The 23,823-nt window shown below is 70.4% G+C and carries 24 protein-coding genes and 1 other RNA gene; 14 read left to right on the forward strand and 11 right to left on the reverse strand.

Annotated elements, in window-relative coordinates; translation table 11 throughout:
* Positions 1–7: 7 nt before the first annotated feature.
* Positions 8–631 (forward strand): TetR/AcrR family transcriptional regulator, encoded by a 624-nt coding sequence (locus DMC61_RS34885; RefSeq protein WP_125694759.1) that lies wholly within the window; start codon positions 8–10, stop codon positions 629–631.
* On the opposite strand, the gene DMC61_RS34890 is transcribed toward DMC61_RS34885, so the two are convergent.
* Positions 615–1,304: a TetR/AcrR family transcriptional regulator gene (locus tag DMC61_RS34890; protein ID WP_199750171.1), complete on the reverse strand. Its 690-nt coding sequence runs from the start codon at positions 1,302–1,304 to the stop codon at positions 615–617. The two genes, DMC61_RS34885 and DMC61_RS34890, sit on opposite strands and share 17 nt — an antisense overlap.
* A 117-nt stretch (positions 1,305–1,421) precedes the next feature.
* Here DMC61_RS34890 and DMC61_RS34895 point away from each other — a divergent pair, with 117 nt between their 5' ends.
* Entirely contained in the window at positions 1,422–1,877 is a 456-nt protein-coding gene (locus DMC61_RS34895; RefSeq protein WP_125694763.1) for a nitroreductase family deazaflavin-dependent oxidoreductase, read from the forward strand.
* Positions 1,878–1,906: 29 nt separating this feature from the next.
* Here DMC61_RS34895 and DMC61_RS34900 read toward each other — a convergent pair whose 3' ends face one another.
* The 3 genes from DMC61_RS34900 to DMC61_RS34910 all read right to left on the reverse strand — a co-directional run bounded on the left by DMC61_RS34900 (position 1,907) and on the right by DMC61_RS34910 (position 4,023).
* Positions 1,907–2,122 carry a hypothetical protein gene (locus DMC61_RS34900; RefSeq protein WP_016337955.1) on the reverse strand — a complete coding sequence of 72 codons (216 nt, stop codon included), beginning with the start codon at positions 2,120–2,122 and terminating at the stop codon, positions 1,907–1,909.
* Positions 2,123–2,203: 81 nt separating this feature from the next.
* Positions 2,204–2,857, reverse strand: a complete 654-nt coding sequence (locus DMC61_RS34905; protein WP_016337954.1) for a response regulator transcription factor — start codon at positions 2,855–2,857, stop codon at positions 2,204–2,206.
* Entirely contained in the window at positions 2,854–4,023 is a 1,170-nt protein-coding gene (locus DMC61_RS34910) for a sensor histidine kinase (protein ID WP_125694765.1), read from the reverse strand. The genes DMC61_RS34905 and DMC61_RS34910 overlap by 4 nt, the downstream gene beginning before the upstream one ends.
* 52 nt (positions 4,024–4,075) lie before the next feature.
* On the opposite strand from DMC61_RS34910, the gene DMC61_RS34915 reads away from it, so the two are divergent.
* Positions 4,076–5,140, forward strand: coding sequence for a hypothetical protein (locus tag DMC61_RS34915; protein ID WP_125694767.1), 1,065 nt, complete (start codon positions 4,076–4,078; stop codon positions 5,138–5,140).
* Here the strand turns inward: DMC61_RS34915 and DMC61_RS34920 are convergent.
* Positions 5,134–5,679 (reverse strand): hypothetical protein, encoded by a 546-nt coding sequence (locus DMC61_RS34920; RefSeq protein ID WP_125694769.1) that lies wholly within the window; start codon positions 5,677–5,679, stop codon positions 5,134–5,136. The genes DMC61_RS34915 and DMC61_RS34920 overlap by 7 nt on opposite strands.
* Positions 5,680–5,848: 169 nt before the next feature.
* On the opposite strand from DMC61_RS34920, the gene DMC61_RS34925 reads away from it, so the two are divergent.
* Both DMC61_RS34925 and DMC61_RS34930 read left to right on the forward strand, forming a co-directional pair.
* Positions 5,849–6,598 (forward strand): response regulator transcription factor, encoded by a 750-nt coding sequence (locus DMC61_RS34925; RefSeq protein ID WP_125694771.1) that lies wholly within the window; start codon positions 5,849–5,851, stop codon positions 6,596–6,598.
* A complete protein-coding gene (locus tag DMC61_RS34930) occupies positions 6,576–8,057 on the forward strand; it encodes a cell wall metabolism sensor histidine kinase WalK (RefSeq protein ID WP_125694773.1) in 1,482 nt (493 codons plus the stop codon). Before DMC61_RS34925 ends, DMC61_RS34930 begins: the two co-directional genes overlap by 23 nt.
* Here the strand turns inward: DMC61_RS34930 and DMC61_RS34935 are convergent.
* The gene (locus DMC61_RS34935) at positions 8,035–8,925 is read right to left on the reverse strand and encodes a serine/threonine dehydratase (RefSeq protein WP_125694775.1); all 891 of its coding nucleotides are present in this window, start codon (positions 8,923–8,925) and stop codon (positions 8,035–8,037) included. The two genes, DMC61_RS34930 and DMC61_RS34935, sit on opposite strands and share 23 nt — an antisense overlap.
* A gap of 46 nt (positions 8,926–8,971) precedes the next feature.
* On the opposite strand from DMC61_RS34935, the gene ffs reads away from it, so the two are divergent.
* Positions 8,972–9,066: signal recognition particle sRNA small type (gene ffs, locus DMC61_RS34940), an RNA gene on the forward strand.
* Positions 9,067–9,075: 9 nt separating this feature from the next.
* On the opposite strand, the gene DMC61_RS34945 is transcribed toward ffs, so the two are convergent.
* Complete coding sequence (locus tag DMC61_RS34945) at positions 9,076–9,909, reverse strand: spermidine synthase (RefSeq protein ID WP_125694777.1); 834 nt, start codon at positions 9,907–9,909, stop codon at positions 9,076–9,078.
* A gap of 28 nt (positions 9,910–9,937) precedes the next feature.
* Here DMC61_RS34945 and DMC61_RS34950 point away from each other — a divergent pair, with 28 nt between their 5' ends.
* Positions 9,938–11,953, forward strand: coding sequence for a DNA polymerase III subunit gamma and tau (locus tag DMC61_RS34950; protein ID WP_125694779.1), 2,016 nt, complete (start codon positions 9,938–9,940; stop codon positions 11,951–11,953).
* 60 nt (positions 11,954–12,013) lie between these two features.
* Here the strand turns inward: DMC61_RS34950 and DMC61_RS34955 are convergent, their stop codons facing one another.
* Positions 12,014–12,775 carry an endonuclease/exonuclease/phosphatase family protein gene (locus DMC61_RS34955; protein WP_125694781.1) on the reverse strand — a complete coding sequence of 254 codons (762 nt, stop codon included), beginning with the start codon at positions 12,773–12,775 and terminating at the stop codon, positions 12,014–12,016.
* The gene (locus DMC61_RS34960) at positions 12,772–13,752 is read right to left on the reverse strand and encodes a helix-turn-helix transcriptional regulator (protein ID WP_125694783.1); all 981 of its coding nucleotides are present in this window, start codon (positions 13,750–13,752) and stop codon (positions 12,772–12,774) included. Before DMC61_RS34960 ends, DMC61_RS34955 begins: the two co-directional genes overlap by 4 nt.
* A gap of 251 nt (positions 13,753–14,003) precedes the next feature.
* On the opposite strand from DMC61_RS34960, the gene DMC61_RS34965 reads away from it, so the two are divergent.
* Entirely contained in the window at positions 14,004–15,563 is a 1,560-nt protein-coding gene (locus DMC61_RS34965; RefSeq protein WP_125694784.1) for a helix-turn-helix domain-containing protein, read from the forward strand.
* Here the strand turns inward: DMC61_RS34965 and DMC61_RS34970 are convergent.
* A complete protein-coding gene (locus tag DMC61_RS34970; protein WP_125695044.1) occupies positions 15,560–16,396 on the reverse strand; it encodes an N-acetylmuramoyl-L-alanine amidase in 837 nt (278 codons plus the stop codon). The two genes, DMC61_RS34965 and DMC61_RS34970, sit on opposite strands and share 4 nt — an antisense overlap.
* An 89-nt stretch (positions 16,397–16,485) precedes the next feature.
* On the opposite strand from DMC61_RS34970, the gene DMC61_RS34975 reads away from it, so the two are divergent.
* On the forward strand, positions 16,486–16,842 hold the full coding sequence (locus tag DMC61_RS34975; RefSeq protein ID WP_007035126.1) for a YbaB/EbfC family nucleoid-associated protein: 357 nt from the start codon (positions 16,486–16,488) through the stop codon (positions 16,840–16,842).
* A gap of 1 nt (position 16,843) precedes the next feature.
* Positions 16,844–17,440, forward strand: coding sequence for a recombination mediator RecR (recR, locus tag DMC61_RS34980; RefSeq protein WP_005166260.1), 597 nt, complete (start codon positions 16,844–16,846; stop codon positions 17,438–17,440).
* Positions 17,441–17,524: 84 nt separating this feature from the next.
* Here the strand turns inward: recR and DMC61_RS34985 are convergent, their stop codons facing one another.
* Positions 17,525–18,637, reverse strand: coding sequence for a UDP-N-acetylglucosamine 2-epimerase (locus DMC61_RS34985; RefSeq protein ID WP_125694786.1), 1,113 nt, complete (start codon positions 18,635–18,637; stop codon positions 17,525–17,527).
* Between the two features lie 61 nt (positions 18,638–18,698).
* Here DMC61_RS34985 and DMC61_RS34990 point away from each other — a divergent pair, with 61 nt between their 5' ends.
* The 4 genes from DMC61_RS34990 (at position 18,699) to DMC61_RS35005 (ending at position 23,821) form a co-directional block, all read left to right on the forward strand.
* A complete protein-coding gene (locus tag DMC61_RS34990; RefSeq protein WP_037334926.1) occupies positions 18,699–19,715 on the forward strand; it encodes a glycosyltransferase family 2 protein in 1,017 nt (338 codons plus the stop codon).
* Positions 19,712–21,010 (forward strand): hypothetical protein, encoded by a 1,299-nt coding sequence (locus DMC61_RS34995; protein ID WP_125694788.1) that lies wholly within the window; start codon positions 19,712–19,714, stop codon positions 21,008–21,010. Before DMC61_RS34990 ends, DMC61_RS34995 begins: the two co-directional genes overlap by 4 nt.
* A gap of 70 nt (positions 21,011–21,080) precedes the next feature.
* On the forward strand, positions 21,081–23,060 hold the full coding sequence (locus DMC61_RS35000) for a DUF6541 family protein (protein ID WP_125694789.1): 1,980 nt from the start codon (positions 21,081–21,083) through the stop codon (positions 23,058–23,060).
* Positions 23,061–23,077: 17 nt separating this feature from the next.
* Entirely contained in the window at positions 23,078–23,821 is a 744-nt protein-coding gene (locus tag DMC61_RS35005; protein ID WP_255431745.1) for a glycosyltransferase family 2 protein, read from the forward strand.
* The last annotated feature ends 2 nt before the right edge of the window (positions 23,822–23,823 follow it).

Consider the following 23,823-nt stretch of genomic DNA (forward strand, 5'->3'; position numbering starts at 1 on the left):
TCGCCATGTGACGGCGAAACGCTTGACGCGGGAGGAAAGCCGCGAGCAGACCAGGCAGCGCCTGCTCGCGGCGGCCGCCGAGCTGTTCTCCGAACGCGGGGTCAACGGCACGTCCGTCGAGCAGATCGCCGAGCGCGCGGGCTTCACGCGCGGTGCCTTCTACGGCAATTTCGACGGCAAACACGAGCTCGTCGTCGAGCTGCTGCGCCGCCGAACCCAGCGCGAGGCCGAGGAGGTCGCCGCGCTGCGTGACGGCGTCGGCTCCTTCGCCGAGATGATGGACCGGCTGCGCGCGTGGAACATCGAGCGCGCCGAACACCTCGCCGGCTGGCTGACGCTGCGCACCGAGCTGGCCCTGTACGCGTTGCGGAATCCCGACGCCCGCCCGCTCGTCGGCGAAGGCGAGAAGTCGACAAGGGCACTGCTGGAGACCTCGATCCGGACCGAGCTCGCCGCGCGAGGCGCGGAACCGCCCGCCGATCCGGCCTTCCTCGCGCTGATCGTGCACGCGCTCGAGGACGGTCTCCTGTTGCAGCGCTTCCTCAGCCCGGAGGGGACGGGCGACGAGGACGTCGTCGACGCCGTCCAGCTGCTGATGCGCTCGTGGACCGCGCTCAGCCGGTCATCTTGATCCCGGTGAACTCGGCCATCTGACGGACCCCGTGCGCGAAGAAGGCGTCCGCCGGGTCGACGGAGCCGACGTACTGGCCGAACAACTCGAAGTTGATCATCCCGAACAGCTGGGTCCAAGCCATGATCAGCCGGGAGGCGGTCTCGGGGCCCAGGTTGACCTTGAGGATTTCGGTGAGCGTGTCGAGCTGGTGAAGCAGCTCGACCGGCATCTCGCCGACTTCGGTCTCGACGCGGAGGTTCGCGTCGCGCAGGACCGCGACCAGCGCGAACGCCACCCGGCCGGCGGGGGCGACGGTGTCCTGCGGGGCCTGGTAGCCGGGGATCGGCGAACCGTAGATCAGCGCGTACTCGTGCGGGTGTGCCTTCGCCCAGGCTCGGACCGCGTGCCAGATCGACGCCCACCGTTCCAGTGGGGCCTTCTTCGGGTCGTCGGCCGCTTCCGCGGCTTCTCCGACGGCGTTGTACGCGTCGACGATCAGCGCGGTCAGCAGCTCCTCGCGGCTGGAGAAGTACCGGTAGAGCGCGGACGAGACCATGCCCAGCTCGCGCGCGACCGCGCGGAGTGAGAGGCCGAGCGCGCCGACTTCGGCGAGCTGGCGGCGGGCTTCGTCCTTGATCTCGCGGGTGAGCTCGGCGCGGGCACGTTCGCGCGCGGTCTGAGTGGCGGCCATGCTCCCACTGTAGAGCATCGCACCTAAACGAGAGCACTGCTCTTGACATGGCGCACTGCTCTGGTGTTCACTGCTCTTAACGGAGAGCACCGCTCTCGCATACTTCGAGGAGACGAGATGACCGCCACGACCCCCGCCGCGATCCGCTACGTGAAGCCTGCCAAGGCGACCAACGCGTTCAACGAGTTCGTGCTCAAGCTGACGAGGCTCGGCGTCAGCGTGCTGGGCAGCCGGGTGCTCTCGGTCCGCGGTCGCAAGAGTGGCGAACTGCGCTCCGTCCCGGTCAACCTGCTGAAGCTGGACGGCGAGCGCTACCTGGTCGCCCCGCGGGGTGTCACGCAGTGGGTGCGGAACCTGCGCGTCGCCGGGGAGGGGCAGCTCAGCGTCGGACGCCGCACCGAGACGTTCACCTACACCGAACTCGCCGACCACGAGAAGCCCGAGATCCTGCGTGCATACCTCAAGCGCTGGAAGTTCGAGGTCGGTGTCTTCTTCGACGGTGTCGACGCGAAGGCGTCGGACGAGAAGCTGCTGGAGATCGCGCCCGGCTACCCGATCTTCAAGATCGCCTGATCACGCGTGTCCGGCGATAGCGGCCGTGGCTAGTCGGCCCGGTCCTCACCGGAGGTCTGTCGAGTGCGGCGGGCGGTGGCCGCCACCAGCACCACCCCGACCAGGAACGCGACGAGCCCGATCAGGAACCACAGCTTCTGCCCGGTCATGAAACTGCCGGTCAGCACACCGGCGCCCTGCAGCACCCAGACACCGCCGACCAGCAGGAAGACCAGCCCGATCGTGAGCGTGACCCAGCGTTTCATCCACAGCTCCCCGCCTCGACGTGCCCTGTGGCGATTCTGGCACCGGGCGCCCCGCCCGGCGAACCGATCAAGCCCGCCGGGTCAGTTCCCCACCAATCCGTTGCGGTACGCGTAGACGACGGCGTGCACCCTGTCCCGCAGCCCGAGTTTCGCCAGGATCCGGGACACGTGGGTCTTCACCGTCTCCTCGCCGACATGCAGGCGCACGGCGATCTCCGCGTTGCTGGAGGCGTCGGCGACGAGCAGGAGGACTTCGCGCTCGCGTGAGGTGAGCCGTTCGAGCTCCGCCGGTTCGGCGGCCGCGGGTTCGATACTGGTGGCGAAGGTCGACACCAGCCGCCGGGTCACCGTCGGGTCGATCAGCGCGTCGCCGCGTGCGGCCACCCGCATGGCCGAGACGAGCTCTTCGGGCGCGAGGCTCTTCAGCAGGAATCCGCTCGCACCGGCGCGAAGCGCGCGGTAGACGTACTCGTCGGAGTCGTAGGTCGTCAGCACGAGAACGCGGGTGTCGTTGCCGGGCGCGGACATGATCGCCTCGGTCGCGGCCAGACCGTCCAATTTGGGCATCCGGACGTCGAGGACCGCGACGTCCGGCCGCAGCGAGGCCGCCTGCGCGACGGCCTCGCGTCCGTCCGCCGCCTCGCCGACGCATTCGAAGTCCGCCTGGGTGTCCAGCACCGCGCGCATCCCGGACCGGAACATCGCGTGGTCGTCGGCCAGCAGAACCCGGATCACTGTGCCTCCAAAGGAAAACCGACTCGAACCCGCCAGTGCCGCCCGTCGTCGAGCGGTCCGCATTCGGCCTGGCCGCCGAACAACGCGACCCGCTGCCTGATCCCGGCGAGGCCGCGTTTCGTCGATTCGGCCGACGCGTTCGGGCGGCCGATCTCGTTCGTGATGGTGAGGAGCACTTCCGTCTGCCGGTAGGCGAGGTCGATCTCGACGATCCCGCCGGCGCCGTGCCGGAGCGCGTTCGTCAGCGCCTCCTGCACGATGCGGTACAGCGCGATGTCCACCGAACCCGGGAGGTCGCGCGGCCCGCCGTGGCTGGTCAGCCGCACGGGCAGCCCGGCGGTGCGGAGGTTGTCGAGCAGCTCGTCGAGGTTGTCCAGCCCAGGCTGCCGCTGGGCGTCGCCGTTCTCCTTGCCGTGCAACAGATCCAGCAGGCGCCGCAGATCGGCCATCGCTGCCCGGCTCGACGATTCGACCGCCGAGAGCGAACGCCGGACGGCGGGTTCGCCTTCCGGCAGCCCGAGCCGCGCGGCGCCGGCGTGCACGCCGATCGCGCTGACGTGGTGGGAGATCACGTCGTGCAGGTCGCGGGCGATCGTCGTGCGTTCTTCGACGACGGCACGGCGGACGGCCTCGGCTTCGTGCTGCTGCCGCTGTTCCTCCGCGCGCTGGAGATCGGCGATGTACGCGCGCCGCGCGGTCGTGTAGCGGCCGACCATCCACGGCAGCAGCCCGCTCACGCCGACGTCGATCACCAGCAGCCGCCAGTCCCGGTCGGCGCGGTCGACCGGGATGACGTTGCAGGCGACGAGCCCGGCGAGCATCGCCGCCAGCGCGGCCAGCGCCGGTTTGGTCGAAAGCCAGGCGCCCGCGCGATAACCCGCGATCAGCACACCGGCGTTGGTGGCCTGCAGGTAGTGGTCGTACGGGAACAGCAGGAGCGGCGCGGCGGTGAGCAACGCGCCGTGCGCGGCGGAAACCCAGCCTGAATACCGCGAAGGCCCGGCGAGTGCGGCGTTCGCGAGAATGCCGCCGATCAGGACCACCCACGCCTGCCAGCCCAGCGAGAGCGGCGGCCCGGCGATGAGGAACAGCCCGGCGTCGGCGACCAGGCAGACGGCCGCGACCGCGCACGCCTGCCTCGCCAGCGAACCACTGATGTCCCGCACGGGCTCAACTCTGCCCTATTTCACTGGACAGGGGTTCCTAAGATCGAAACCCATGGGGGCAGCGAAGACACCCGTGCTCTGGACGACCGGGGCACCGGGAACCGGGAAATCGACCACCGCCTGGGGTTTGTACACCCGCCTCGTGGAGGCGGGCGGGAGCGTCGGGTACATCGACATCGACCAGCTCGGGCTGATCGGCCCGCCACCCGGCGGCGGGGACGCCGCGCACGCGATCAAGGCGGCCAACCTGCTGCGGGTACTGGAAGTCCTGCGTGCCCGGGGCGTCGCGCAGCTCGTCGTGTCCGGGGTGGTGGACCCGGCGAAGCCGTACATCGAGAGCCTGGACTTCGACCTCACGCTCATCCGGCTGACGTGCGATCGCGACGAACTCCGGCGCCGGTTTCTCGGGCGTGGCTCACCCGCCGCGGCCCTGCCCGACCTCTTCGCGGTGGCGGACGTCTACGACCGCGCCGGTTTCGGCGAGGCGATGGACACGACCGGCCAGCGGCCCGAGCAGACCGTGGAAGCGCTGTTCCACCGCTGTGCCGTGGCAGACGGAACCGTTCAGTCGCCGGAGCTCGGACAGCCGCAACCCGGACCGGTGACCGTGGTGACCGGTCCGACAGCGGTCGGCAAATCGACCGCCGCGTTCAGCGCGCTGCGGGACCTGTGGGAGCGGGACGTGCCCGTCGCGTACGTCGATCTCGCGCAACTCGGCTTCGCGCACCCCGGCCCGGACCCGGCACTGGAAGCGGCACTGCTGTCGGCCGTCTGGCGCGGCTATCGCGACGCGGGGGCGAAGCGGCTGATCGTCGTGGCCCGGGAATTCCGCCCGGAGCACCGGCGGGTCTTCGACGCGGTCACCGTCGTCCACCTCGACGCGGACGACACCACGCTCACCGAGCGGGTCCGGCGCCGGGCCGAAGGCGAGTCCGCCTTGCTGGCGGGCGACGAGCTACGCGGCGCGCCACCCGGCATACGGGACCGGGTGGCCGCGCGCGCGATCGCCGAGGCGGCCCGGATGCGGCGTTCCGGCGGCGATCGCGTCGTCCTCGACACCTCCGGGCAGGAACCCGCCGAAACGGCCGCCGCGCTGCTCGCCGTGGCGGCTCAGTAGCGCCGCTGACCGTCCTGGCCCTGTCCGGGCGGCCCGCCGCGCTGGTTCTGCCCCGGCTTGCCGATGGTCGTCGCCGTCGCGGTGTTCCCGGTGACCTTGGCGGTCACCATCACCGTCTCGCCGGCCTTGGGCTCGCCGGTCTTCATGGTCGACGCGTCGATCGTGTAGACCTGCTTGTAGCCGTCCTTGCTGGTCAGGCTGACGGAGGTCGCGCTGATTTCGGTGATCTCGCCGGTCTGCATCCGCTCGGTGCTGTAGCCGCCTTTGCCGTCGGAGACGACGAAGTCGCCGTGCAGCGTGTCGCGCGTCATCGCCCCGCCGGGGCCCATGAGCACCCGGCCGCCGCCGGGACCGCCCATCATCGCGCCGCGTTCGGCGCCGTTCGCGGCGGTTCCGGCCCAGATCGCGGCGCCACCGCCGGCGGCGATCACCACCGCCACCCCGGCCGCGATCGCGGTCTTGCGACCCGACCAGGTCTTCTTGGGCTCGCCTTCCGGGGCTGGCGCGCCCCATTCGGCTGGTTTGGTCGGTTCGGTCATCTGGACGCCTCCATAAGGTCGGTTGCGGCCATGGTCGGCGCCGTCGCTGTGCGGGAGCTGTGCCGCCGGTGGGCACGCGCTGTGATTCCGCCACGGCGGGGTGATCGTTCACAGGAAACGCACAGCCGGCGCACAGAGAGGCCTCATCGGCGCCGCCCAGGATGGCACCATGACCAGTGTGAACGTCCCTTCGTCCGAATCCGCGAAGGCCGGCCTGCGCCGTGCCGACGGCAGCCCCGTGCGGGTGCTGGTCGTCGACGACGAGGCGACCTTGTCCGAACTCGTGTCGATGGCGCTTCGCATGGAGGGCTGGGACATCCGCACCGCCGCCGACGGTACCGAGGCGGTCCGCGTCGCCAGGGAATTCCGGCCGGACGCCGTGGTGCTGGACGTCATGCTGCCGGATATGAGCGGCCTGGAAGTCCTGCGCCGCCTGCGTTCCGAGGTGCCGAACCTGCCGGTGCTGTTCCTGACCGCGAAAGACGCGGTGGAGGACCGGATCGCGGGGCTCACCGCGGGCGGCGACGACTACGTCACCAAACCGTTCAGCCTGGAGGAGGTCGCGCTGCGGTTGCGCGCGCTGCTCCGCCGCGCGGGCGGGGTCGCCGGGCCGAGCGGGTCGACGCTCGTCGTCGGCGACCTGACCCTCGACGAGGACAGCCGCGAGGTGCACCGCGGCGGCGATCCGGTGCCGCTGACCGCGACCGAGTTCGAACTGCTGCGTTATCTCATGCGCAATCCGAAGCGTGTGCTGTCCAAGGCGCAGATCCTCGACCGCGTGTGGAGCTACGACTTCGGCGGCCAGGCCAACATCGTCGAGCTGTACATCTCCTACCTCCGCAAGAAGATCGACGCCGACAGGGAACCGATGATCCACACGATGCGCGGCGCCGGGTATGTCCTCAAACCCGCGGGGTAGGCGGCCGTGGTCCCTGCGGCGACGGCTGATCGCGCAGGTCGCGGGCCTGCTCGCGCTCGTCTGCCTGGTGGTCGGCGTGGTCACCGAACTGGCGTTGCGGAGCTTCCTGATCGACCAGCTCGACGCCCGTCTCGCCGAGACCAGTGAACGCGCCAGCCGCCCGCCGCCACCGGGCCGTCCAGGCGGGGAAAGGGTTCCCGAAGGCCTTCGCGCGTACGGGCAGAGCACCGGTTCGTTGTTCGTGAACCTCCTCCCGGACGGGCGCGTGGTCGCGGCGGTACTGCGGTCCAGTTACGACGCGAAGATCGCCGACCCGTTCCCGCACGACCCCATCGGCCCGGCCCAGCTCTCGGCCCTGTTGCGGTCGACGCCGACCGACAAGCCCACCGACGTGGATCTCGGCTCGCTCGGGGAGTACCGCGTGGTGGCCAAACAGGCGTCCAACGGCGGTGTCTCGATCACCGGGCTGCCGACCAAGGACGTCACGGACACCTTGTGGAGCCTCGGTTTCATCTTCGGCGGGGTCGCCGTCGGCGGCATCCTGCTGGCGGGCGCGCTCGGCGCGGTGACCGTGCGGCGCACCATGAAACCCCTCGACCGCCTGGCCGCCACCGCGACCAGGGTCGCCGAACTCCCGCTGGATCGCGGCGAGGTCGCGTTGTCCGAGCGAGTGTCCGAAGTGGACACGGATCCGCGGACGGAGGTCGGCAAGGTCGGTTTCGCGCTCAACCGCATGCTGGGCCACATCTCGGACGCGCTGTCCGCGCGGCAGGCCAGCGAAAGCCGGGTGCGCCGGTTCGTCGCGGACGCCAGCCACGAACTGCGGACGCCGCTCGCGGCCATCCGCGGCTACGCGGAACTCACCCGGCGCTCCGGCTCCGAGGTGCCGCCGGACGTCGCGTTCGCGATGGGCCGCGTGGAGTCGGAATCGACGCGGATGACCGGCCTGGTCGAGGATCTGCTGCTGCTCGCGCGGCTCGACTCCGGCCGTCCGGTGGTGCACCAGCCGGTGGACCTCTCCCGGCTGGTCGCGGACGCCGTCGCCGACGCGCATGTCGCCGGGCCGGAGCACAAATGGCTGCTGGAGGTCCCGCCGGAACCGATCACCGTCCTCGGTGACGCGGATCAGCTGCATCAGGTGGTGATCAACCTGCTCGGCAACGCGCGCACGCACACCCCGGCGGGCACCGAGGTCGCCACCACGCTGTCCATAGTGGACTCGACGGTGACACTGTCCATTGTCGACGGTGGACCGGGGATCCCGCCGGAAATCCTCCCGGAGGTCTTCGAACGTTTCGCCCGAGGCGACGACTCGCGGTCGCGGGCGGCGGGCAGCACCGGGCTCGGGCTGGCCATCGTCGCGGCCGTCGTCGCCGCGCACGGCGGGCAGGTCGGCGTCGCCAGCCGCCCGGGTCACACGGAATTCCGGGTCGTGCTCAGGGCTTCCACTCACTGTTAGCGCCGCAGAGGATGACGCAGGGCAGCTCGCCCTCGGTCCGCCCGGCCAGCCATGCGGCGAACGGGACCGCGGCGGCCGGCTCGACGGCGAGGCGGAACTCGTCCCAGAGCCGGTCCCGCGCGGCGAGCAGTTCTTCGTCGCTGACCAGCACGGATGTCACCCGGTCCCGGAGCACGGCGAACGGCACGTCCCCGGCCCTGGTCGCGCCCAACGCGGACGCGGCAACCGAGTCGATCTCCACGTCCACCGGCTCACCCGCCTCCAGCGCGGCGCCGAGCGCGCGGCAGCGCTCCGGCTCGACGGCGAACGTCGGCACCCCGGCCAGCGACGTCCCCGCGACCAGCCCGCCACCGCCGACCGCGACCAGGAAGGCGTCGACATCCGGCGCGTCCTGGACCACTTCGGCCGCGACGGTGCCCTGACCGGCGACGACGTCAGGGTCGTCGTACGCGTGCAGGTACCGCGTACCTGGCTCAACAGCGGCTTCGAGCGCCTTCGCGGCTGCCTCGGCGTACGTCGCTCCGTGACGGATGAGCTTCGCGCCAGCGGCCTCGATCCGGTCCGTCTTCGCTTGCGGAGCCGACTCGGGCACGTACACCGTCGCAGGCAGATTCAGCAGCGAAGCCGCCGTCGCCACACCCAGCCCGTGGTTGCCGCCGGACGCCGTCAGCACCCGTTCCGGCAACGGGCCGCTCACCAGCGCGTTCACCGCGCCCCGCAGTTTGAACGATCCGCTCCGCTGCAGATGTTCCAGCTTGAGGACCAGCGGCCGCCCGTCGACCTCGGCGCGCAGCACCGGCGTGCGCCGCACGAACGGATGAACGGCCTCGGCGGCCTTGAGGACATCTTCCCAGGTCGGAGTACTCATACCCCCCACTGTCCTCCATGCCGGGGAGGGAGTGACTACACTGGTCCTCGGATCCCGCGCGGCGTCCATCTTGTGAACCTCCCCAGGGCCGGAAGGCAGCAAGGATAAGCAAGCTCTGACGGGTGCGCGGGATCCCCTTTTTTGGGGGGACTAAAAGATCCCGAACACATCCTTCGGCGGCACGGGCGACGGCAGGGCTTCCGCGTCCGTGATGGGTTTCGCCTTGCCTTGCAGGTCACGAAGGTCTTCTCCCGCGACGCAGCGCGCCGGATACGCCGACGAAGCGGCGCGGCGGGTCAGGTCCGCAACGGGGAGCTCGACACGGGAAGCGGCGACCACGATGTTCCCGAACCGGCGCCCCCGGAGGACCCCCGGCTCGGCCAAGATCGCCAGGTGGGGGAACGAATCCGCCAGCGTCGCCAAGAACCGGCGGAGGAACGGCAGGTTCGGCCCGTCCGACACGTTGGCGATGTAGGTCCCGGCCGGGCGGAGGACCCGCGCGATCTCGTTGGTGAACTCGACGGTCGCGAGCCCGCCGGCCAGGATTCCGCGTTCGAAAGCGTCCACGATGACCAGGTCGGCCGAAGCGTCGTACCTGCCGGAGACGCCTTCGCGGCCGTCGCCGACGCGGACCTTCAGCCCCTTCAATCCCAGCTGCTCGCGGACGAGCGCGACCAGTTCACCGTCGGCGTCGAAGACCAGCTGCCGTGACCGCGGCCGCGCCGCGGCGAGGTAACGGGGCAGCGTGCAGGCCGCCCCGCCGACGTGCAGCGCGTCGAGCGGGCCTTCGCCGAGGCAGTCGACGACGTCGGCGATCCGGCGGATGTAGTCGAACTCGAGATCCAAGGGGTCGTCGAGGTTGACGTGCGACTGGGCGACGCCGTCGACCGAGATCATCCAGGCGTTGGGGCGGTCGGCGTCCTGGAGCAGTTCGGCGGTGCCGAAGCGCACCGGATACCTGCCTGGGGTCGGTGCTGGTCTCACCGTCGGACCTTCCCGGTAGTCTCGCCGCGTGGCTCTAGCTCTATACCGAAAGTACCGTCCGGCTACCTTCGCCGAGGTCGTCGGGCAGGAGCATGTGACCGATCCGCTGCGCACCGCGCTGGCCGCCGGTCGCATCAACCACGCCTACCTCTTCTCCGGCCCGCGCGGCTGCGGCAAGACGTCCAGCGCCCGCATCATGGCGCGGTCGTTGAACTGTGCGAAGGGCCCGACACCGGATCCGTGCGGCGAGTGCAACTCGTGCCGCAACCTCGCGCCCGAAGGCCCCGGCAGTGTCGACGTCACCGAGCTCGACGCGGCCAGCCACGGTGGTGTCGACGACGCCCGCGAGCTGCGGGACAGGGCCTTCTACGCCCCGGCCGACTCGCGCTACCGCGTCTTCATCATCGACGAGGCGCACATGGTCACCACGCAGGGCTTCAACGCCCTGCTGAAGATCGTGGAAGAGCCGCCGGAGCACCTGATCTTCATCTTCGCGACCACCGAACCGGACAAGGTGCTCCCCACCATCCGGTCGCGGACGCACCACTACCCCTTCCGGCTGATCCCGCCCAGCTCCATGCGCGAACTGCTGGAACGCAACGTCGCCGCCGAGGGCGCGAAGGTCGAGCCCGCGGTGTATCCGCTGGTCATCCGCGCGGGCGGGGGTTCGGCGCGGGACACGCAGTCGGTGCTCGACCAGCTGCTGGCCGGCGCCGGGCCGGACGGCGTCGACTACTCGCGCGCGGTGTCGTTGCTGGGCGTCACCGACGTCGCGCTCATCGACGGCATGGTCGACGCGCTGGCCGCGGACGACGCGGCCGCCGTGTTCGGCACCGTCGAGCGGCTCGCCGAGGCCGGGCACGACCCGCGCCGGTTCGCCACCGACCTGCTCGACCGCCTGCGTGACCTGGTGATGCTGCGTTCGGTGCCGGACGCGGGGGAACGCGGCCTCGTCTCCGCGCCGGACGACGAGCTCAAGAAGATGAAGGAGCAGGCGGGCAAACTGGAGCCCGCCACGCTCTCGCGTTACGCCGACATCGTCCACAATGGACTCTTGGAGATGCGGGGCGCGACCTCGCCGCGGCTGGTGCTGGAGCTGCTGACGGCGCGGATGCTGCTGCCGTCGGTCGCCGAGAGCACCGACGCGTTGCTCGCCCGCCTCGAACGGCTCGAGCGTCGCGCCGCTTCGGCACCGGCGCCCGCCGCCGCTCCCGCTCAAGCCGCTCCGGTGGCGCAGTCCGCGCCCGCCCCGGCCGCTCCGCCCTCGGGGGAGCCCGTCCGCGAGTTCCAGCGGCCGTCGCAACGAGCCGCTACGCCCGCACCGCAGCAGGCACCGGCGCCCCAACCCGCCGCGCGACCCGAGCCGGTCGCCGAGCGACCCGCTCCGCAACGTCCTTCCGCGCCGACGCCGCCTCCCGCCGCACCCGCACCCGCTCCGGCCGCGGCTTCGGGCGATGCGACCGACGCGGACGGTATCCGCGGCAAGTGGCCGCAGGTGCTCGCCGCGATCCGTAAGGTGCCGGGCGGCCGCAGTACCGAAGCGATGCTCACGCAGGCGAGCGTCGTGAGCGTCGAAGGGCGCGCCGTCACCCTCACGCACAACGCGGAGCCGCTGGCCCGGCGGCTTTCCGAGCCGCACAACGCGGAGCGGGTCGCGGCCGCGTTGAAGGAGGTCTTCGGCGGCGACTGGCAGGTGCGCTGCGTCCACGGCGCCGCGCCGGCCCGGCAGGCCGCCGCGCCGAAGGCCGCGCCGCCGCCACCCGCGCCCGAGCGTTCCTTCACCCGCCGGTCCGCCGAAGCGCCCAGCGCGCCTCCGGCGCCTCCCACGCCGAAGCCGGAGCCTCAGCGGCCGAAGGTGACGACGAGCGAGCCGGACATCCCGCTCCCGCCCGAGCCGGTCGAGGAGGACGAGGACCTCTACAACGAGGACGCGAGCCCCGCGCCGCCTCCTCCGCCACTCCCGCCCGAGCAGGATCCGGAAGAGATCGCCCGGAAGCTGCTCGCCGACCACCTCAACGCCCGCCCCCTCGACGAACGCAAGTAGTCCTCTGAATGCGGTAGTTGCACGCGCAACTACCGCATTCAGAGGACGAAATGCGGGGCGTCAGCGGGTGAGGGTGACCCGCCAGGCCGGGTGGTCGGTGCCGGGGATCGACGTCTTCCCGGAGCTCCCGAAGCCGAAGGCACCGCCGGCGATGATGTGCTGCACGTTGCCGTCACCCTTCCGGAACGAGCCCGCCGGGACGCACGCCTGCGCGCTCGGATCGCCCGGGTAGCGCAGGTTCAGGTCACCGCCGAACACGGTGCCGGTGCCGTACTTCGCCAGCAGCCCCTTCAGGTCCTGGCACTGCTGCTCGACAGCGGGCTGCTTCGTCGAAAGGTGCGTGGTGCACGCGTTCACCGTGCCGAACTTCGCGCACAGATAGGCCCGCTGCTCCGCGCCGCCATCCTGGGGCCCGTAGTAGCCGCCTTCGCGCGCCTGCACCGCTCCGAGGTCTTGCCTGGCCAGCACCGCGATGCCGTACTCACCCCGCCCTGACGTGCACGGATACGGCGTCGTCCGGCCGTTCTCCTTCTTGCCGACGGGCTGCCAGACGACCGTGTACGCCCGGCCCGACTGCGCTTTGACGTCGGCCGCCAGCTTCGTCGTCTCCGACGAACAGGCCTCGTTCAACGTCACGACGGCCGGGTTCGCCGCGACGATCGTGCTCGCCGCCTTCGCCATCGGGTTCGTCCCGCCCTGGTTGAAGCAGTTCGCGACCCCGCTGCGGCACAGGTTCATCTGCAGCACCGGGAAATCCGTCGCCGCGGCGGCGGGGGCGGCCGTGCCCGCGATCAAGGCGACGGCGGCGAGTACCGACTTCATGGAACGGTCCCTTCGTCGAGTTCCCCGGCGAGCAGTGCGGTGCCGAGCCGGGTGAGGTGGTGCAGGATGGCGCTGCCCTGCCGGGCGCTGGTGACGAGCCCGGCCTCGCGCAGCACGGCGGCCTGTTTGCTGGCCGTGCCGATCGAGGTGCCGAGGCATGAAGCCAGCTTGCTGGTCGTGCGCGGGATACGCAGCGCACCGAGGCTTTCGGCGCGCGTCCGGCCGAGGAGCGCAACCAGTTCGGGGGACACGTCCACCGGGCGGGCGTTCGTCACGCTGGCGGGGTACAGCAGCACCGGCGGCAGCGCCGGATCGATGAAGGTGACCGGCGTGTTCGCGCAGAACCGGCTCGGGATCAGGGTCAGCCCCCGGCCGCCGAGATGGACGGTCCGCTGCCGGGGGTAGGCGATCTCCAGCACCTCGCCGTCCCAGCCGCGGACGCCGGGGATGCCGCGCATCATCGCCCCCGCCCCCTCGGTGGCCAGCGTGCGGACCCGCCGGGCGCGGTCGGCGGCGACGGTCTCGCGCATGCTGTGCCAGAACGGCGCGATCACCAGGTCGTACGCTTCGCGCAGGGCGCCGACCACCCCGTGGACCTCGTCGCGATCGCCATCGGCGAGCCGTTTCACCCAGGTCGGGGCGGTGCCGGTGAACACGGTCCGGAGATCGGCGCACAGCCGTCCGCGAGGTGTGCAGGCCACCGCTTCGAGCCCGCTTTCGAAGGACCCCGCCGACGTGGGCGGAGTGAGGAAATCGGGGAAGTTCCCCTTCGGTGGGACGAGGGTGAACAGCGTCTTCAGCGATCGTGCCGCTTCTTCGTTCTGACGCAGGTTCAGCTGGACCCGCTGCCGCCAGGCCGACGGGCGGTCCTCTCTCAGCTGATGCGAACCGAGCACCAGCTCCCACAGCGGGTCCGGTGCTTCGGCTATCCGGATCCCCTGGAGATCCTTCCGATCGAAGATCATGCGCAGAGTCATGCCTGGTCCCCCTCAAGACGGCATTTTCTTCTCCGGCGGTAACTCAAACGTGCCGGACGCGCTGAGACAAGCCGATCGGCCCAATCCGGGAGGGTGGGACGACAAGCCCATGCTGACCTGCGGAGACGCGGGCGCGTGAGACGTTTCCGGGAGGCCCGGGGCGCGGTGATGTTTTCGCTGGGACGAAAAGGGGTGTCCCGTTCGCGGGGTCGTCGGTGACGCTTCGCAGGCACCATCCGGGGGAGGGACCCATGGCAGGAGGAGAACCCGGCCGGGCCTTGGCGGAACTGCTCGAAGGGCTGAAACGGCGTAGCGGGCACAGCTACGAACGGATCGGCGCCAAGGCGCATCTGAGCCGATCGACCGTCCACCGCTACTGCAGCGGCGTCAGCGTGCCGGCCGCGTTCGGCCCGCTGGAACGGATCGCGACGGTGTGCGAGGCCGAGCGCGACGAACTGTCGAAGCTCTTCCGGCTGTGGGAACGCGCGGACGCGGCACGGGGAGGGGTCGCGTCCGCGCCTCCCGCTCCGCAGCCGGTTCCCGAACCGAGGCGGCGGAACCGGATCGGGTGGTGGCCGCTGCTGGCGTCGCTCGTCATGGTCACCGTGGCCGGGGCGAGCGCGGTGCCCGCGGCGGAACCGGCCGCGCCGGCGCTCCACGCCCCGATGTGGACCGAGTTCCCGTCCCCTGTGGACAGTGCGTTCTTCGGTGTGACGGCGAACAGCGAGACCGGGCTGATGCCGACGTTCGGCGTCGGGGCGGTCCGGCTCTGGGATTCGGAAACCCGCTGGCAGAACCTCGAACCGGAACGCGGCAGGCCTGCGTGGTCCACTTTGGACAGGCTGGTCGACGGGGCGAACCAGGCGGGGCTCCCGGTGCTGTACGTCTTCGGCGGTACTCCGGGCTGGGCGGCGCCGGGCGGACCGCCGTCGGCCTACCCGGACGGCTCCCGGGCAGCGCCGCCCGAAGACCTCGCGGACTGGGACGCGTTCGTCGGGAAGGTCGTCGAGCGGTATCGCGGCCGCATCGAGTCCTACGAGCTGTGGGACATGGCCAACCACCCCAAGTACTTCACCGGTCCGGTCGAACGGCTGGTGGAGATGGTCCGGCGGGCGAGCCGGATCATCAAGGCGGGTGATCCCGGCGCCACCGTGGTCTGCCCGTCGATGGGGCACCTCGCCGATCCCGCGTATCGGCGGGTCATGGAGCGGTTCGGCGAACTCCGCGGCTACGAGAGCTGCGACGCCGCCGCGGTCAAGCTGCACCCGGGCAGGATGGCGGACCCGCCGGAGACGATGCTCGCCGTCGCGGACGAGATCCAGCGGAGCTTCCACCGCACCAACGGGCACGCGAACCTGTGGAGCACCGGCCCCGATTTCGACGTCCCGTTGCAGCCGCCGGTCGACCCCGCCGTCGCCGCGGACCACGCCGCCCGCATTTTCTTGACCGGCCTCTACGCGCGCTTCAAGCGGATGTATTTCTACAACTGGGGAAGCGACCGTGTGCCGATCGTGCTCCAGCCGGCGGGCGGGCCGCCGACCCGCGCCGCCGCCCACGTCGAACGGCTCGGCCGCTGGCTCGACGGCGCGAAGATCCGGTCCTGCGGCGAGGGCACGCGGGCCGGGCTGCCGGAGAACCTGTGGCGATGCCGGTTCACGCGAAACGGCATGGAGTTCCGGATCGCGTGGGCGCCTTCGGGCACCGTGCGGCTGTCCGCGCCGGGCAGCGCGGAACGCCTCGACGGGACGCGGCCGGAGATCGAGTCGGACTCCGTCGAGGTCGGCGGCAGCCCGGTGTTGCTGAAGCCCTAACCCGCGAGGTAGTCCTCGATCGCCTTCGCGATGACGGCCGCGTACTGCTGACGCCCCTCTTCACTCGCCATCGCCGCGGCTTCGGCGGCGTTGCGCATGTTCCCGCATTCGACGAGCGCGGCGGGACGGGTCGAGAGGTTGAGCCCGCCGAGGTCGGCGCGCGGGGCGAGCCCGTTCGAACCGAGGTACGTCGAGGTCGGGAAACCGCCCGCGCGGAGGCCGTCCCGCAACGCGGTCGCGAGCCTCATCGAGGGCTCGCCCTGCTGCGCGTTCAGCGGCGGCGCCGAGTACGCGACGTGGAAACCGTGGGCCCCGGCGGAATTCGAGCCGTCCGCGTGGATCGACACGACGGCGTCCGCCCCGGCTTCGTTCCCGATCGCGGCGCGTTCGTTGACGCACGGCCCGACGCCGGTGTCGCTCTGCCGGGTGAGGACGACGCGGATTCCCTTGGCCGCCAACGCCTGCGAGATCCGCTGCGAGACGTCCCAGGTGAACGCGTGCTCGGTGTAGCCGGAATTCGTCGAGGTTCCGGTGGTGTTGCACGGTTTCGTCTTGCCGCGCCCCGCCGGGACCTGCTTGTTGATCTCGCCGGGCTTGCCTGCGTTGCCGCCGTTGTGCCCGGGATCCAGCACGACGACCTTGCCGGTTTTCGGCGGACGGCTGCTCGAAGACGGCGCGCTCGAAGGCGGAGCGCTCGTCGTGGAACTCGGCCGCGGAAGGGTGGTGAACACCGTGGTGGTGCCGGGCGGCGGCGGACTCGACGGCGAAGACGCCGGGGTGTCCACCCCGCACGCCGTGAACAGCGTCAATCCGATCGCCAGCACCAGGCCCATCCGTCGTCGCACGGCGCCCACGGTGCCACACGGGTGACGGCTAGGCTGGTAGGCGGCACGGGATTTTCCAGGAGAGGACCGATCGGATCATGGTGCAACCCGGTGGCGGCTTCGACCTGTCGCAGATCATGCAGCAGGCACAGCAGATGCAGCAGAAGCTGGTCGAGGCCCAGGAAGAGCTGGCCAACACGGAGGTGACCGGTACTTCCGGCGGCGGCCTGGTCACCGCGACCGTGTCCGGCGACAGCCAGCTCAAGTCGCTGTCCATCGACCCCAAGGTGGTCGACCCCGACGACGTCGAGACCCTGTCCGACCTGGTCGTCGCGGCCGTCCGCGACGCTTCGGCCAACGCGCAGAAGCTCACCGAGCAGAAGCTCGGCCCGCTCGCCGGCGGCCTCGGCGGCGGGATGCCGGACCTCGGCGGCTTCCCCGGGCTCGGCGGCTAGCTTGTACGAGGGTGTCGTCCAGGATCTGATCGACGAGCTCGGGCGGCTGCCCGGCGTCGGTCCCAAGAGCGCGCAGCGGATCGCCTTCCACCTGCTGGCGGCCGATCCCGCGGATATCGCGCGCTTGCAGGAAGTGCTCGGCAAGGTCAAGGAAGGCGTACAGTTCTGCGAGGTCTGCGGCAACGTCTCGGAGCAGGAGACCTGCCGGATCTGCCGCGACACCCGCCGCGACCTCACGGTCATCTGCGTGGTCGAGGAGCCGAAGGACGTCCTCGCCGTCGAGCGGACGCGCGAGTTCAAGGGCCGCTACCACGTGCTCGGCGGCGCGCTGGACCCGTTGTCCGGCATCGGACCCGAGCAGCTGCGCATGCGGGAGCTGCTCGCGCGGATCGGTGGCGCGGAGATCAGCGAGATCATCATCGCGACCGACCCGAACACCGAAGGCGAGGCGACCGCGACGTACCTCGTGCGGATGCTTCGCGACTTCCCGGGGCTGACCGTGACGCGGCTGGCGTCGGGGCTGCCGATGGGTGGTGACCTGGAGTTCGCGGACGAGCTGACGCTGGGCCGGGCGCTCTCGGGACGGCGTGCTCTCTAGTTCCCCGATGCTATGAAAGGTCCTTTCCTTGCAAATTTTGCAAGGAAAGGACCTTTCATAGCGTTCATAAGCGAGCGCGAAGCGTCAGCAGTAGCCCAGCCGCGCCAGCGTGTCGACGATGATCTCCGACGGGTGGAACTTGTCGACCCAAGACTCGCCGCGCCGGTTCTGGTAGGTGTCGAGGAAGTTCTGCAGCTTGTCCCCGCGCATCTCGGTCAGCACGACGGTCTCGCCGAGGTGCTGCGGCGTCTCGGTGCGCTCGCGGTGCACGGCGCACGGCAGGCCGAGGTAGTAGCACTCGGCCGAGAGACCACCCGAGTCGGTGACGACGTACTCGGCCCGCGCGACCAGCGGCAGGAACTTCAGGTACCGCATCTTCGGCTGGATGATGAAGTTCTTCTCGTCGAACAGGTTCGCCAGGCCGAGCGCGCGGATCTTCTCGCGCTCGGGCGCGCCCGCCATGTAGAGGATCGGCATCTGCTTGCTCTGCTCGCGCAGGATCTCCAGCGCCTCGCGGTACTTCTCCGCGCGCGAGACCAGCTCGAAGCGGTGCAGGGTGGCGAGACCGAACTTCTCCGGCAGGCCCTCGACGTCCAGCGGCCCGTTGATGGCCATCCGCATCGCGTCGATCGCGGTGTTCGCCTCGGTGTCGACGACGACGCCGCGGGCGTTGCGGAGGTTGTTCACCTCGCGCGCGCTGGGCGCGAAGTGCATGTCGACGATCTTCGCCGCGATCTTCCGGTTCAGCTCCTCCGGCAGCGGCGACATGATGCTGCCCGACCGCGCACCCGCCTCGACGTGCCCGACCCGCGACTTGAGGATCCGCTTCCCGATGAGCGAGCCGTACGGCGTGGTGAAGGTGTCGCCGTGCACCAGCACCAGCGGCGGACGCCCGTCCTCGACCAGCGCGGCCTTCAGCTCGGCCCGGCGGCTCCACGCGGTCCGCAGCACCTGCGCGGCCCAGCCCGGCACCTGCGCGGGCGACTCCAGGTTGTGCGCCTTCTCCTTCGGCACGAGCCAGACGTCGGGCTCGGGGAGGTTCAGGTCGGCGAGAACGTCCGAGACCTCGTCGACGTGCTGGGCGGTGAACCAGATCTTCGGCCGGACCCCGCGTTCGAGGATGCCGTGGTAGACCGGCGCGATTTTGATCAGTTCCGCCGTGGTGCCGAGAATGAAGGAAATCACCGGAAGAGCCATTCTGTCGGGGTCTGCGGTGCCCGAAGGATACTGGTGGGCCGCGCAAGGTAGCCTCGCCGGGGTGAGTGCGAATTCGCTCCTCCCGGCCCTGTCCGTCGTGATCCCGGTCTACAACGAGCAGGACTGGATCGATCGCAGTGTCGGCGCGCTGATCGCGTCGGCACAGGTGGCGAACTGGCCGGTCGAGGTCGTCGTGGTCGACGACGGCAGCACCGACGGCACCGGCGGCAAGCTCGCCAAGCTGCAGGAGCTGTACGGCATCACCGTCCTCACCCAGCCGAACAGCGGCCGGTTCGAAGCCCGCCGCGCGGGGATCGCGAAGGCGTCGGGGCGGCAGATCCTGCTGCTCGACAGCCGCGTGATCGTGGACCCGGGCTCGCTCACCTTCCTCCGCGACCAGCTCGTCGACCACCCCGAGCGCACGGTGTGGAACGGTCACATCAACGTCGCGTCCGAGCACAATCCGTACGCGGGATTCATGGCCGGGCTGGTCAAGATCCCGTGGCGCCGTTATTGCGCGAACCCGCGGTTGATGTCGTTCGGTATCGAGGAGTTCGACGTCTTCCCGAAAGGCACCGGATTCTTTTCCGCGCCGAAGGACGTTCTCGAGGATTCGTCCAACGCGTTCGAGTCGCTCTTCGAAGACGTCCGTTTCGCCAGTGACGACACGGGTGTTCTGCGCTGGATCGCGGAACGCCATCGCATCTTCCTCGCCCCGGACTTCTCCGCGACCTACCACGGCCGCGATTCGTTCAAGAAGTTCGTCGGGCAGTCGTATTTCCGTGGCACCACGTTCGTCGATTCGTATCTCGCGTCGCCGGGGCCCGCGCGCAATGGCCTGTTCGCCGCGATGGCCGTCGGCGTACTCGGCCTCGGTGTCGCCGCGAAGCGCCCGAAGACCGCCGTCGCGCTGGCCGCCGCCGGGTCGACGGCCGCCGGGTTCGCGGTGACGAAGTTCGGCGCGACCAAGGCCGAGGCCAAGGCCGTCGCCCAGCTCACCCCGGTGTTCGCCGCCGGCTTCGGGGCCGGGGCACTCCGAGGCCTCTTCATGGCGCTGCGGGCACGGCTGCGTAAATGAGCAGCACGGTGAGCGGCGAAAAACTGGCCAAGGACACCGGGAAATCCGCCGGTCGTATCGGCGTCTACCTGCTGATCGCCATCGCGCTCGGCTACGTCCTCACGGTCGTCTGGGGCCGGACGCTGTCGCCTGCCGACAACGCGGTGCTGCTCTCCTTCTGGGGCATGCTGATGGGGCTGGGCGCCGCCCTGTCCCCGCTCGAACAGGAGATCTCGCGCCAATCCGCGCACGCCGCGCTCGAAGGCCGCAAGGCGGGCCGCCCGGCGGTGATCGCCTTCGTCACCAGCCTGGTCGCGGTCGCCGTCGCCGCCCTGTTCACGCTGATCCCGGCGGTGACCGACAAGGTCTACGGCGGCCAGTTCGCGCTCGCCGTGATCGTGCTCGCGGGCGGGCTGTCGTTCGCCTTCCAGTTCGCCGCGCGCGGTCTGCTGATCGGCCAGGACCACGTGCGGTCCTACTCGTGGCTGATCCTGGTCGAGGCCGCCGTGCGGATCCTGGTGGTCGCCGCGCTGGTGGTCGCCGGGCTCACCCAGCTGTACTGGTTCGCCATCGCCGCCGCGACCGGCTCGTTCGCCTGGCTGCTGTTCGCCCGCGGCGCCGCCAAGCTGGTGGACCCGAAGCTCGACGCCGACGAGCCCGCGAAGCCGGTCGTCACGAACATGCTGATGCTGCTGGCGGGCGCGGGGCTCACCGCCAGCGTGATCACCGGCTACCCGGCGCTGGTCAGCCTGCTCGCGCCCGGCGGCGACAAGGACGCGCTCGGCGTGCTCTTCCTCGCCCTGTTCGTGGCCAGGACCCCGCTCACCCTGATGGCGCCGGTCCAGGCCCTCGCGGTGCCGACCGTGGTGCGCCTGTCCAGCACCGAGGAGGGCAAGCACCGGCTGCGGAAGCTGCTAGCGCTCGGCTCGGCCGGAGCGCTGGCGCTCGCGGCGCTCGGCGCGCTGATCGGCTGGCTCATCGGCCCGTGGGTGGTGCGCCTGGTCTACGGCGCCAAGAACGATCCCGAGGCCTGGTGGATGGCCGGGCTGGTCTGGTCGTCGGTGCTGCTGGCCGCGATGCAGCTGCTCGCCGCCGTCCTCGTCGCGCAGGCCAAGGCCACGAAGGTGCTGATCACCTGGGCCGCCGTCGTCGTCGCGACCGCGCTGGTCCTGCTGTTCTTCCCCGGCGACACGGTCGTGCGCGCCGTCGTCGGGCTCGCCGCCGGACCCACCGTCGGCCTGCTGGTCGTGATGGCGTTCGTGGTGAGAGGCACGCCCGAGCCGGGCAACGCGCGACCTTCCGAAACGTCTCGATAGTGTGGCCGCGCCATCGCGCGCCGCGAGCGGGTGGCGTCGTGACGCCGAATAGGGTTGGACAGCGAATTCGATGAACGTTCTTTTGGTCTTGCTGGCGTTCTGGCTGCCGGGGCTCGTCTTCGGTGCCGCGATCCGGCTGCGCGGCTGGACCCTCGCCGCCGCGGCCCCGCTGCTGACCTTCGGCCTCGTCGCCATCGGCATCCCGATCCTCGGCCGCTTCGGCATCCGCTGGACGATGCTGAACGTCGGCCTGTGGGTGCTGCTGCTGTCCGTCGTCGGATTCGCCCTCTCGTTCCTCGTGCTCCGCTTCACCGCGAAGCGGCACCCGGACTGGGCCGAGGACGAAGACGACGACGAGTCGAAGCGTTCCCTCCGCGACCACCTGCTGATCGGCGCCGGCGTTCTGGTCGGTCTCGGCGTCGGCACGGTGACCTTCCTGCGCGGCTCGCACAGCCTGGAGAACGTCCAGCAGGGCTGGGACGCCCCGTTCCACGGCAACCTGGTGCGCTGGATCGCCGAACACGGTGACGCGCGCGCGTCGACCGTCGGCACCATCGCGAACCTGCCGAACCAGCACGACTACTTCTACCCGGACACCTACCACGCGCTGCTCGCCCTGGTCTTCGGCAAGGGCGGCCTGACGATGATGCCGACGCTGAACCTGGCGGCGCTCATGGTCGTGCTGACCGTCCCGGTCGGTGTCGCGGCGATGTGCCGCGCCTGGCGGATGCCGGTGCTCGCGACCGCGGCCGCGGCGGCCGTGTCCACCTGGTTCACCGCGTTCCCGTACGACTCGCTGTGGCGCGGCCCGCTGTGGCCGTACGTCGCCGGGGTGGCGCTGGTGCCCGCGATGCTCGCGCTCGCCCGCCTGCTGCTCAAGCCGAACGGCGTCGCCGGTCCGCTCGCGATCGGCGTCGGCGTCGCCGGGCTGGCCGGTCTGCACACCAGCCTGATCTTCGTGATCATGGTCTACTTCCTGCTGATCCTGCTCGCGGTGCTGTTCCGCTTCGAGAAGATCGGCTGGCGCCGCAGCGCCGCCTCGCTGGTCGCGACGATCGTGATGGCGGTCGTGCTCGGCGTGCCACAGGTCCTTCCGGCGCTCTACAACGCGGGCGGCGTGACGAGCGCGTTCTGGGCCTCCGAGACGAGCGTGTCCGGCGCGCTCGGGCAGACGATCACGTTCTCGCCGATGGCGTCGTTCCCGCAGTGGTGGATCGGCATCCCGGCGATCATCGGCGTGTTCTTCCTGGTCAAGCACCGGCGGATGCTCTGGATGGTCGGCGCGTACGTGGTGCTCGGCGGCCTGTTCGCCGCGACGATCTCGCTGGAGACCCCGCTCATCCACACCCTGACCGGCGTGTTCTACAACGATCACTGGCGGATCGGCGCGCTCGTGCCGCTGGCAGGCGCCGTCGCGTTCGGCGAGTTCGTGCACACCGCCTCGGGCAAGTTCGCCGAGAAGATCGGTGAGCGCAAACCGAACCTGAACCCGGTCACCGCGGCCATCGCGGGCGCGCTGGTGGTCGGTCTCGTGGTCACGGTGCTGAGCCGGGGCGGCTACATCGGCCGCAACTCCGCGCGGCTCGCGATGAACTACGGCACGGAGGGCCCCTCGGTCAGCAAGGGCGAGGAAGAGGCCTACGCCTGGCTCGGGAAGCACGTCGTGCCGGGCGAGCGCGTGATGAACGACAAGGCCGACGGCTCGGTGTGGATGTACGCGCTCGCCGGGGTTCAGCCGGTCGAGTGGACCAACTACGGCGCCGAGTTCACCACCAAGCCGGGCTGGCTCAGCGTGTTCCTCAACGACATCAACCGCGACCCGCGCGTGCGCGAGGCGCTCACCGACCTCAAGGTGCGCTACGTGCTGGTCGGCAAGGGCAAGGTGGCCCCCAACGCGCAGTCCGCGGTGGGGCTCCAGCGGCTCGACATCACTCCGGGTTTCAAGCGCGTCTTCCACAACCTCGACGCGTCGGTTTACGAAATCGAAGGTCAGCGAGGTGTGGTCGCCTCCGGCGTCCCCGCCGGGTCCGACACCGCTCACGGCCAGTAAGAAGATAGAGTGATCCAGTGTCCAGTACGTCCGTGACCACCCGTCGCGTACTCATCGTGATGCCTGCTTTGAACGAGCAGGCGAGTGTCAGCGCGGTCATTTCCCAGGTCAAGCAGTCCTTGCCGGGCATGGACGTGCTGGTGGTCGACGACGGCTCGTCCGACGACACGGCCAAGCTCGCCCGCGCTGCCGGTGCGGAGGTGGCCCGCCTGTCGGTGAACCTCGGCGTCGGCGGGGCCATGCGCACCGGCTTCCGGTACGCGGCCGCCCGCGGCTACGACGTCGTCGTGCAGGTGGACGCGGACGGTCAGCACGACCCGAACGAGGTCGCCGCCCTGCTGGACGCGCTCGACGACGCCGACATCGCGATCGGCTCGCGGTTCGCGGGCAAGGGTTCGTACAAGGCCAGCGGCCCGCGGAAATACGCGATGGTCGTGCTCTCGGTCGTTTTCTCCCGGCTCGGGAAGACCAAGCTCACCGACGTGACCTCCGGGTTCAAGGCGATGGGCCCGCGCGCGATCAAACTGTTCGCCGCGTACTACCCGGCCGAATACCTCGGCGACACGGTCGAATCGCTGGTGATGGCGATCCGCGCCGAACTGAAGATCAAGGAAATCCCGGTGATCATGCGGGAACGGGCCGGTGGCACACCGAGCCATTCGCCGGTGAAATCGGCCGTCTACCTCGGCCGCGCCGGACTCGCCCTGCTGCTGGCGCTGGTGCGCCGCCGTCCCGCCGTCGACTCGTCGGATTCGGCGTAAAA

Source organism: Amycolatopsis sp. WAC 04169 (assembly GCF_003947535.1).
In the GTDB taxonomy this organism is placed as follows: domain Bacteria; phylum Actinomycetota; class Actinomycetes; order Mycobacteriales; family Pseudonocardiaceae; genus Amycolatopsis; species Amycolatopsis keratiniphila.

Bases quoted from the DNA above. Each gene is read 5' to 3' on its own strand.
- DMC61_RS34925 (WP_125694771.1), top strand. From the start codon at position 5,849: ATGACCAGTGTGAACGTCCCTTCGTCCGAATCCGCGAAGGCCGGCCTG.
- DMC61_RS35000 (WP_125694789.1), top strand. From the start codon at position 21,081: ATGAACGTTCTTTTGGTCTTGCTGGCGTTCTGGCTGCCGGGGCTCGTC.
- DMC61_RS34920 (WP_125694769.1), bottom strand. From the start codon at position 5,679: ATGACCGAACCGACCAAACCAGCCGAATGGGGCGCGCCAGCCCCGGAA.
- DMC61_RS34895 (WP_125694763.1), top strand. From the start codon at position 1,422: ATGACCGCCACGACCCCCGCCGCGATCCGCTACGTGAAGCCTGCCAAG.
- DMC61_RS34935 (WP_125694775.1), bottom strand. From the start codon at position 8,925: ATGAGTACTCCGACCTGGGAAGATGTCCTCAAGGCCGCCGAGGCCGTT.
- DMC61_RS34960 (WP_125694783.1), bottom strand. From the start codon at position 13,752: ATGACTCTGCGCATGATCTTCGATCGGAAGGATCTCCAGGGGATCCGG.
- DMC61_RS34890 (WP_199750171.1), bottom strand. From the start codon at position 1,304: ATGGCCGCCACTCAGACCGCGCGCGAACGTGCCCGCGCCGAGCTCACC.
- DMC61_RS34970 (WP_125695044.1), bottom strand. From the start codon at position 16,396: ATGGGCCTGGTGCTGGCGATCGGATTGACGCTGTTCACGGCGTGCGGG.
- DMC61_RS34900 (WP_016337955.1), bottom strand. From the start codon at position 2,122: ATGAAACGCTGGGTCACGCTCACGATCGGGCTGGTCTTCCTGCTGGTC.
- DMC61_RS34975 (WP_007035126.1), top strand. From the start codon at position 16,486: ATGGTGCAACCCGGTGGCGGCTTCGACCTGTCGCAGATCATGCAGCAG.
- DMC61_RS34915 (WP_125694767.1), top strand. From the start codon at position 4,076: ATGGGGGCAGCGAAGACACCCGTGCTCTGGACGACCGGGGCACCGGGA.
- DMC61_RS34965 (WP_125694784.1), top strand. From the start codon at position 14,004: ATGGCAGGAGGAGAACCCGGCCGGGCCTTGGCGGAACTGCTCGAAGGG.
- DMC61_RS34995 (WP_125694788.1), top strand. From the start codon at position 19,712: ATGAGCAGCACGGTGAGCGGCGAAAAACTGGCCAAGGACACCGGGAAA.
- DMC61_RS34930 (WP_125694773.1), top strand. From the start codon at position 6,576: ATGTCCTCAAACCCGCGGGGTAGGCGGCCGTGGTCCCTGCGGCGACGG.
- DMC61_RS34985 (WP_125694786.1), bottom strand. From the start codon at position 18,637: ATGGCTCTTCCGGTGATTTCCTTCATTCTCGGCACCACGGCGGAACTG.
- DMC61_RS34955 (WP_125694781.1), bottom strand. From the start codon at position 12,775: ATGAAGTCGGTACTCGCCGCCGTCGCCTTGATCGCGGGCACGGCCGCC.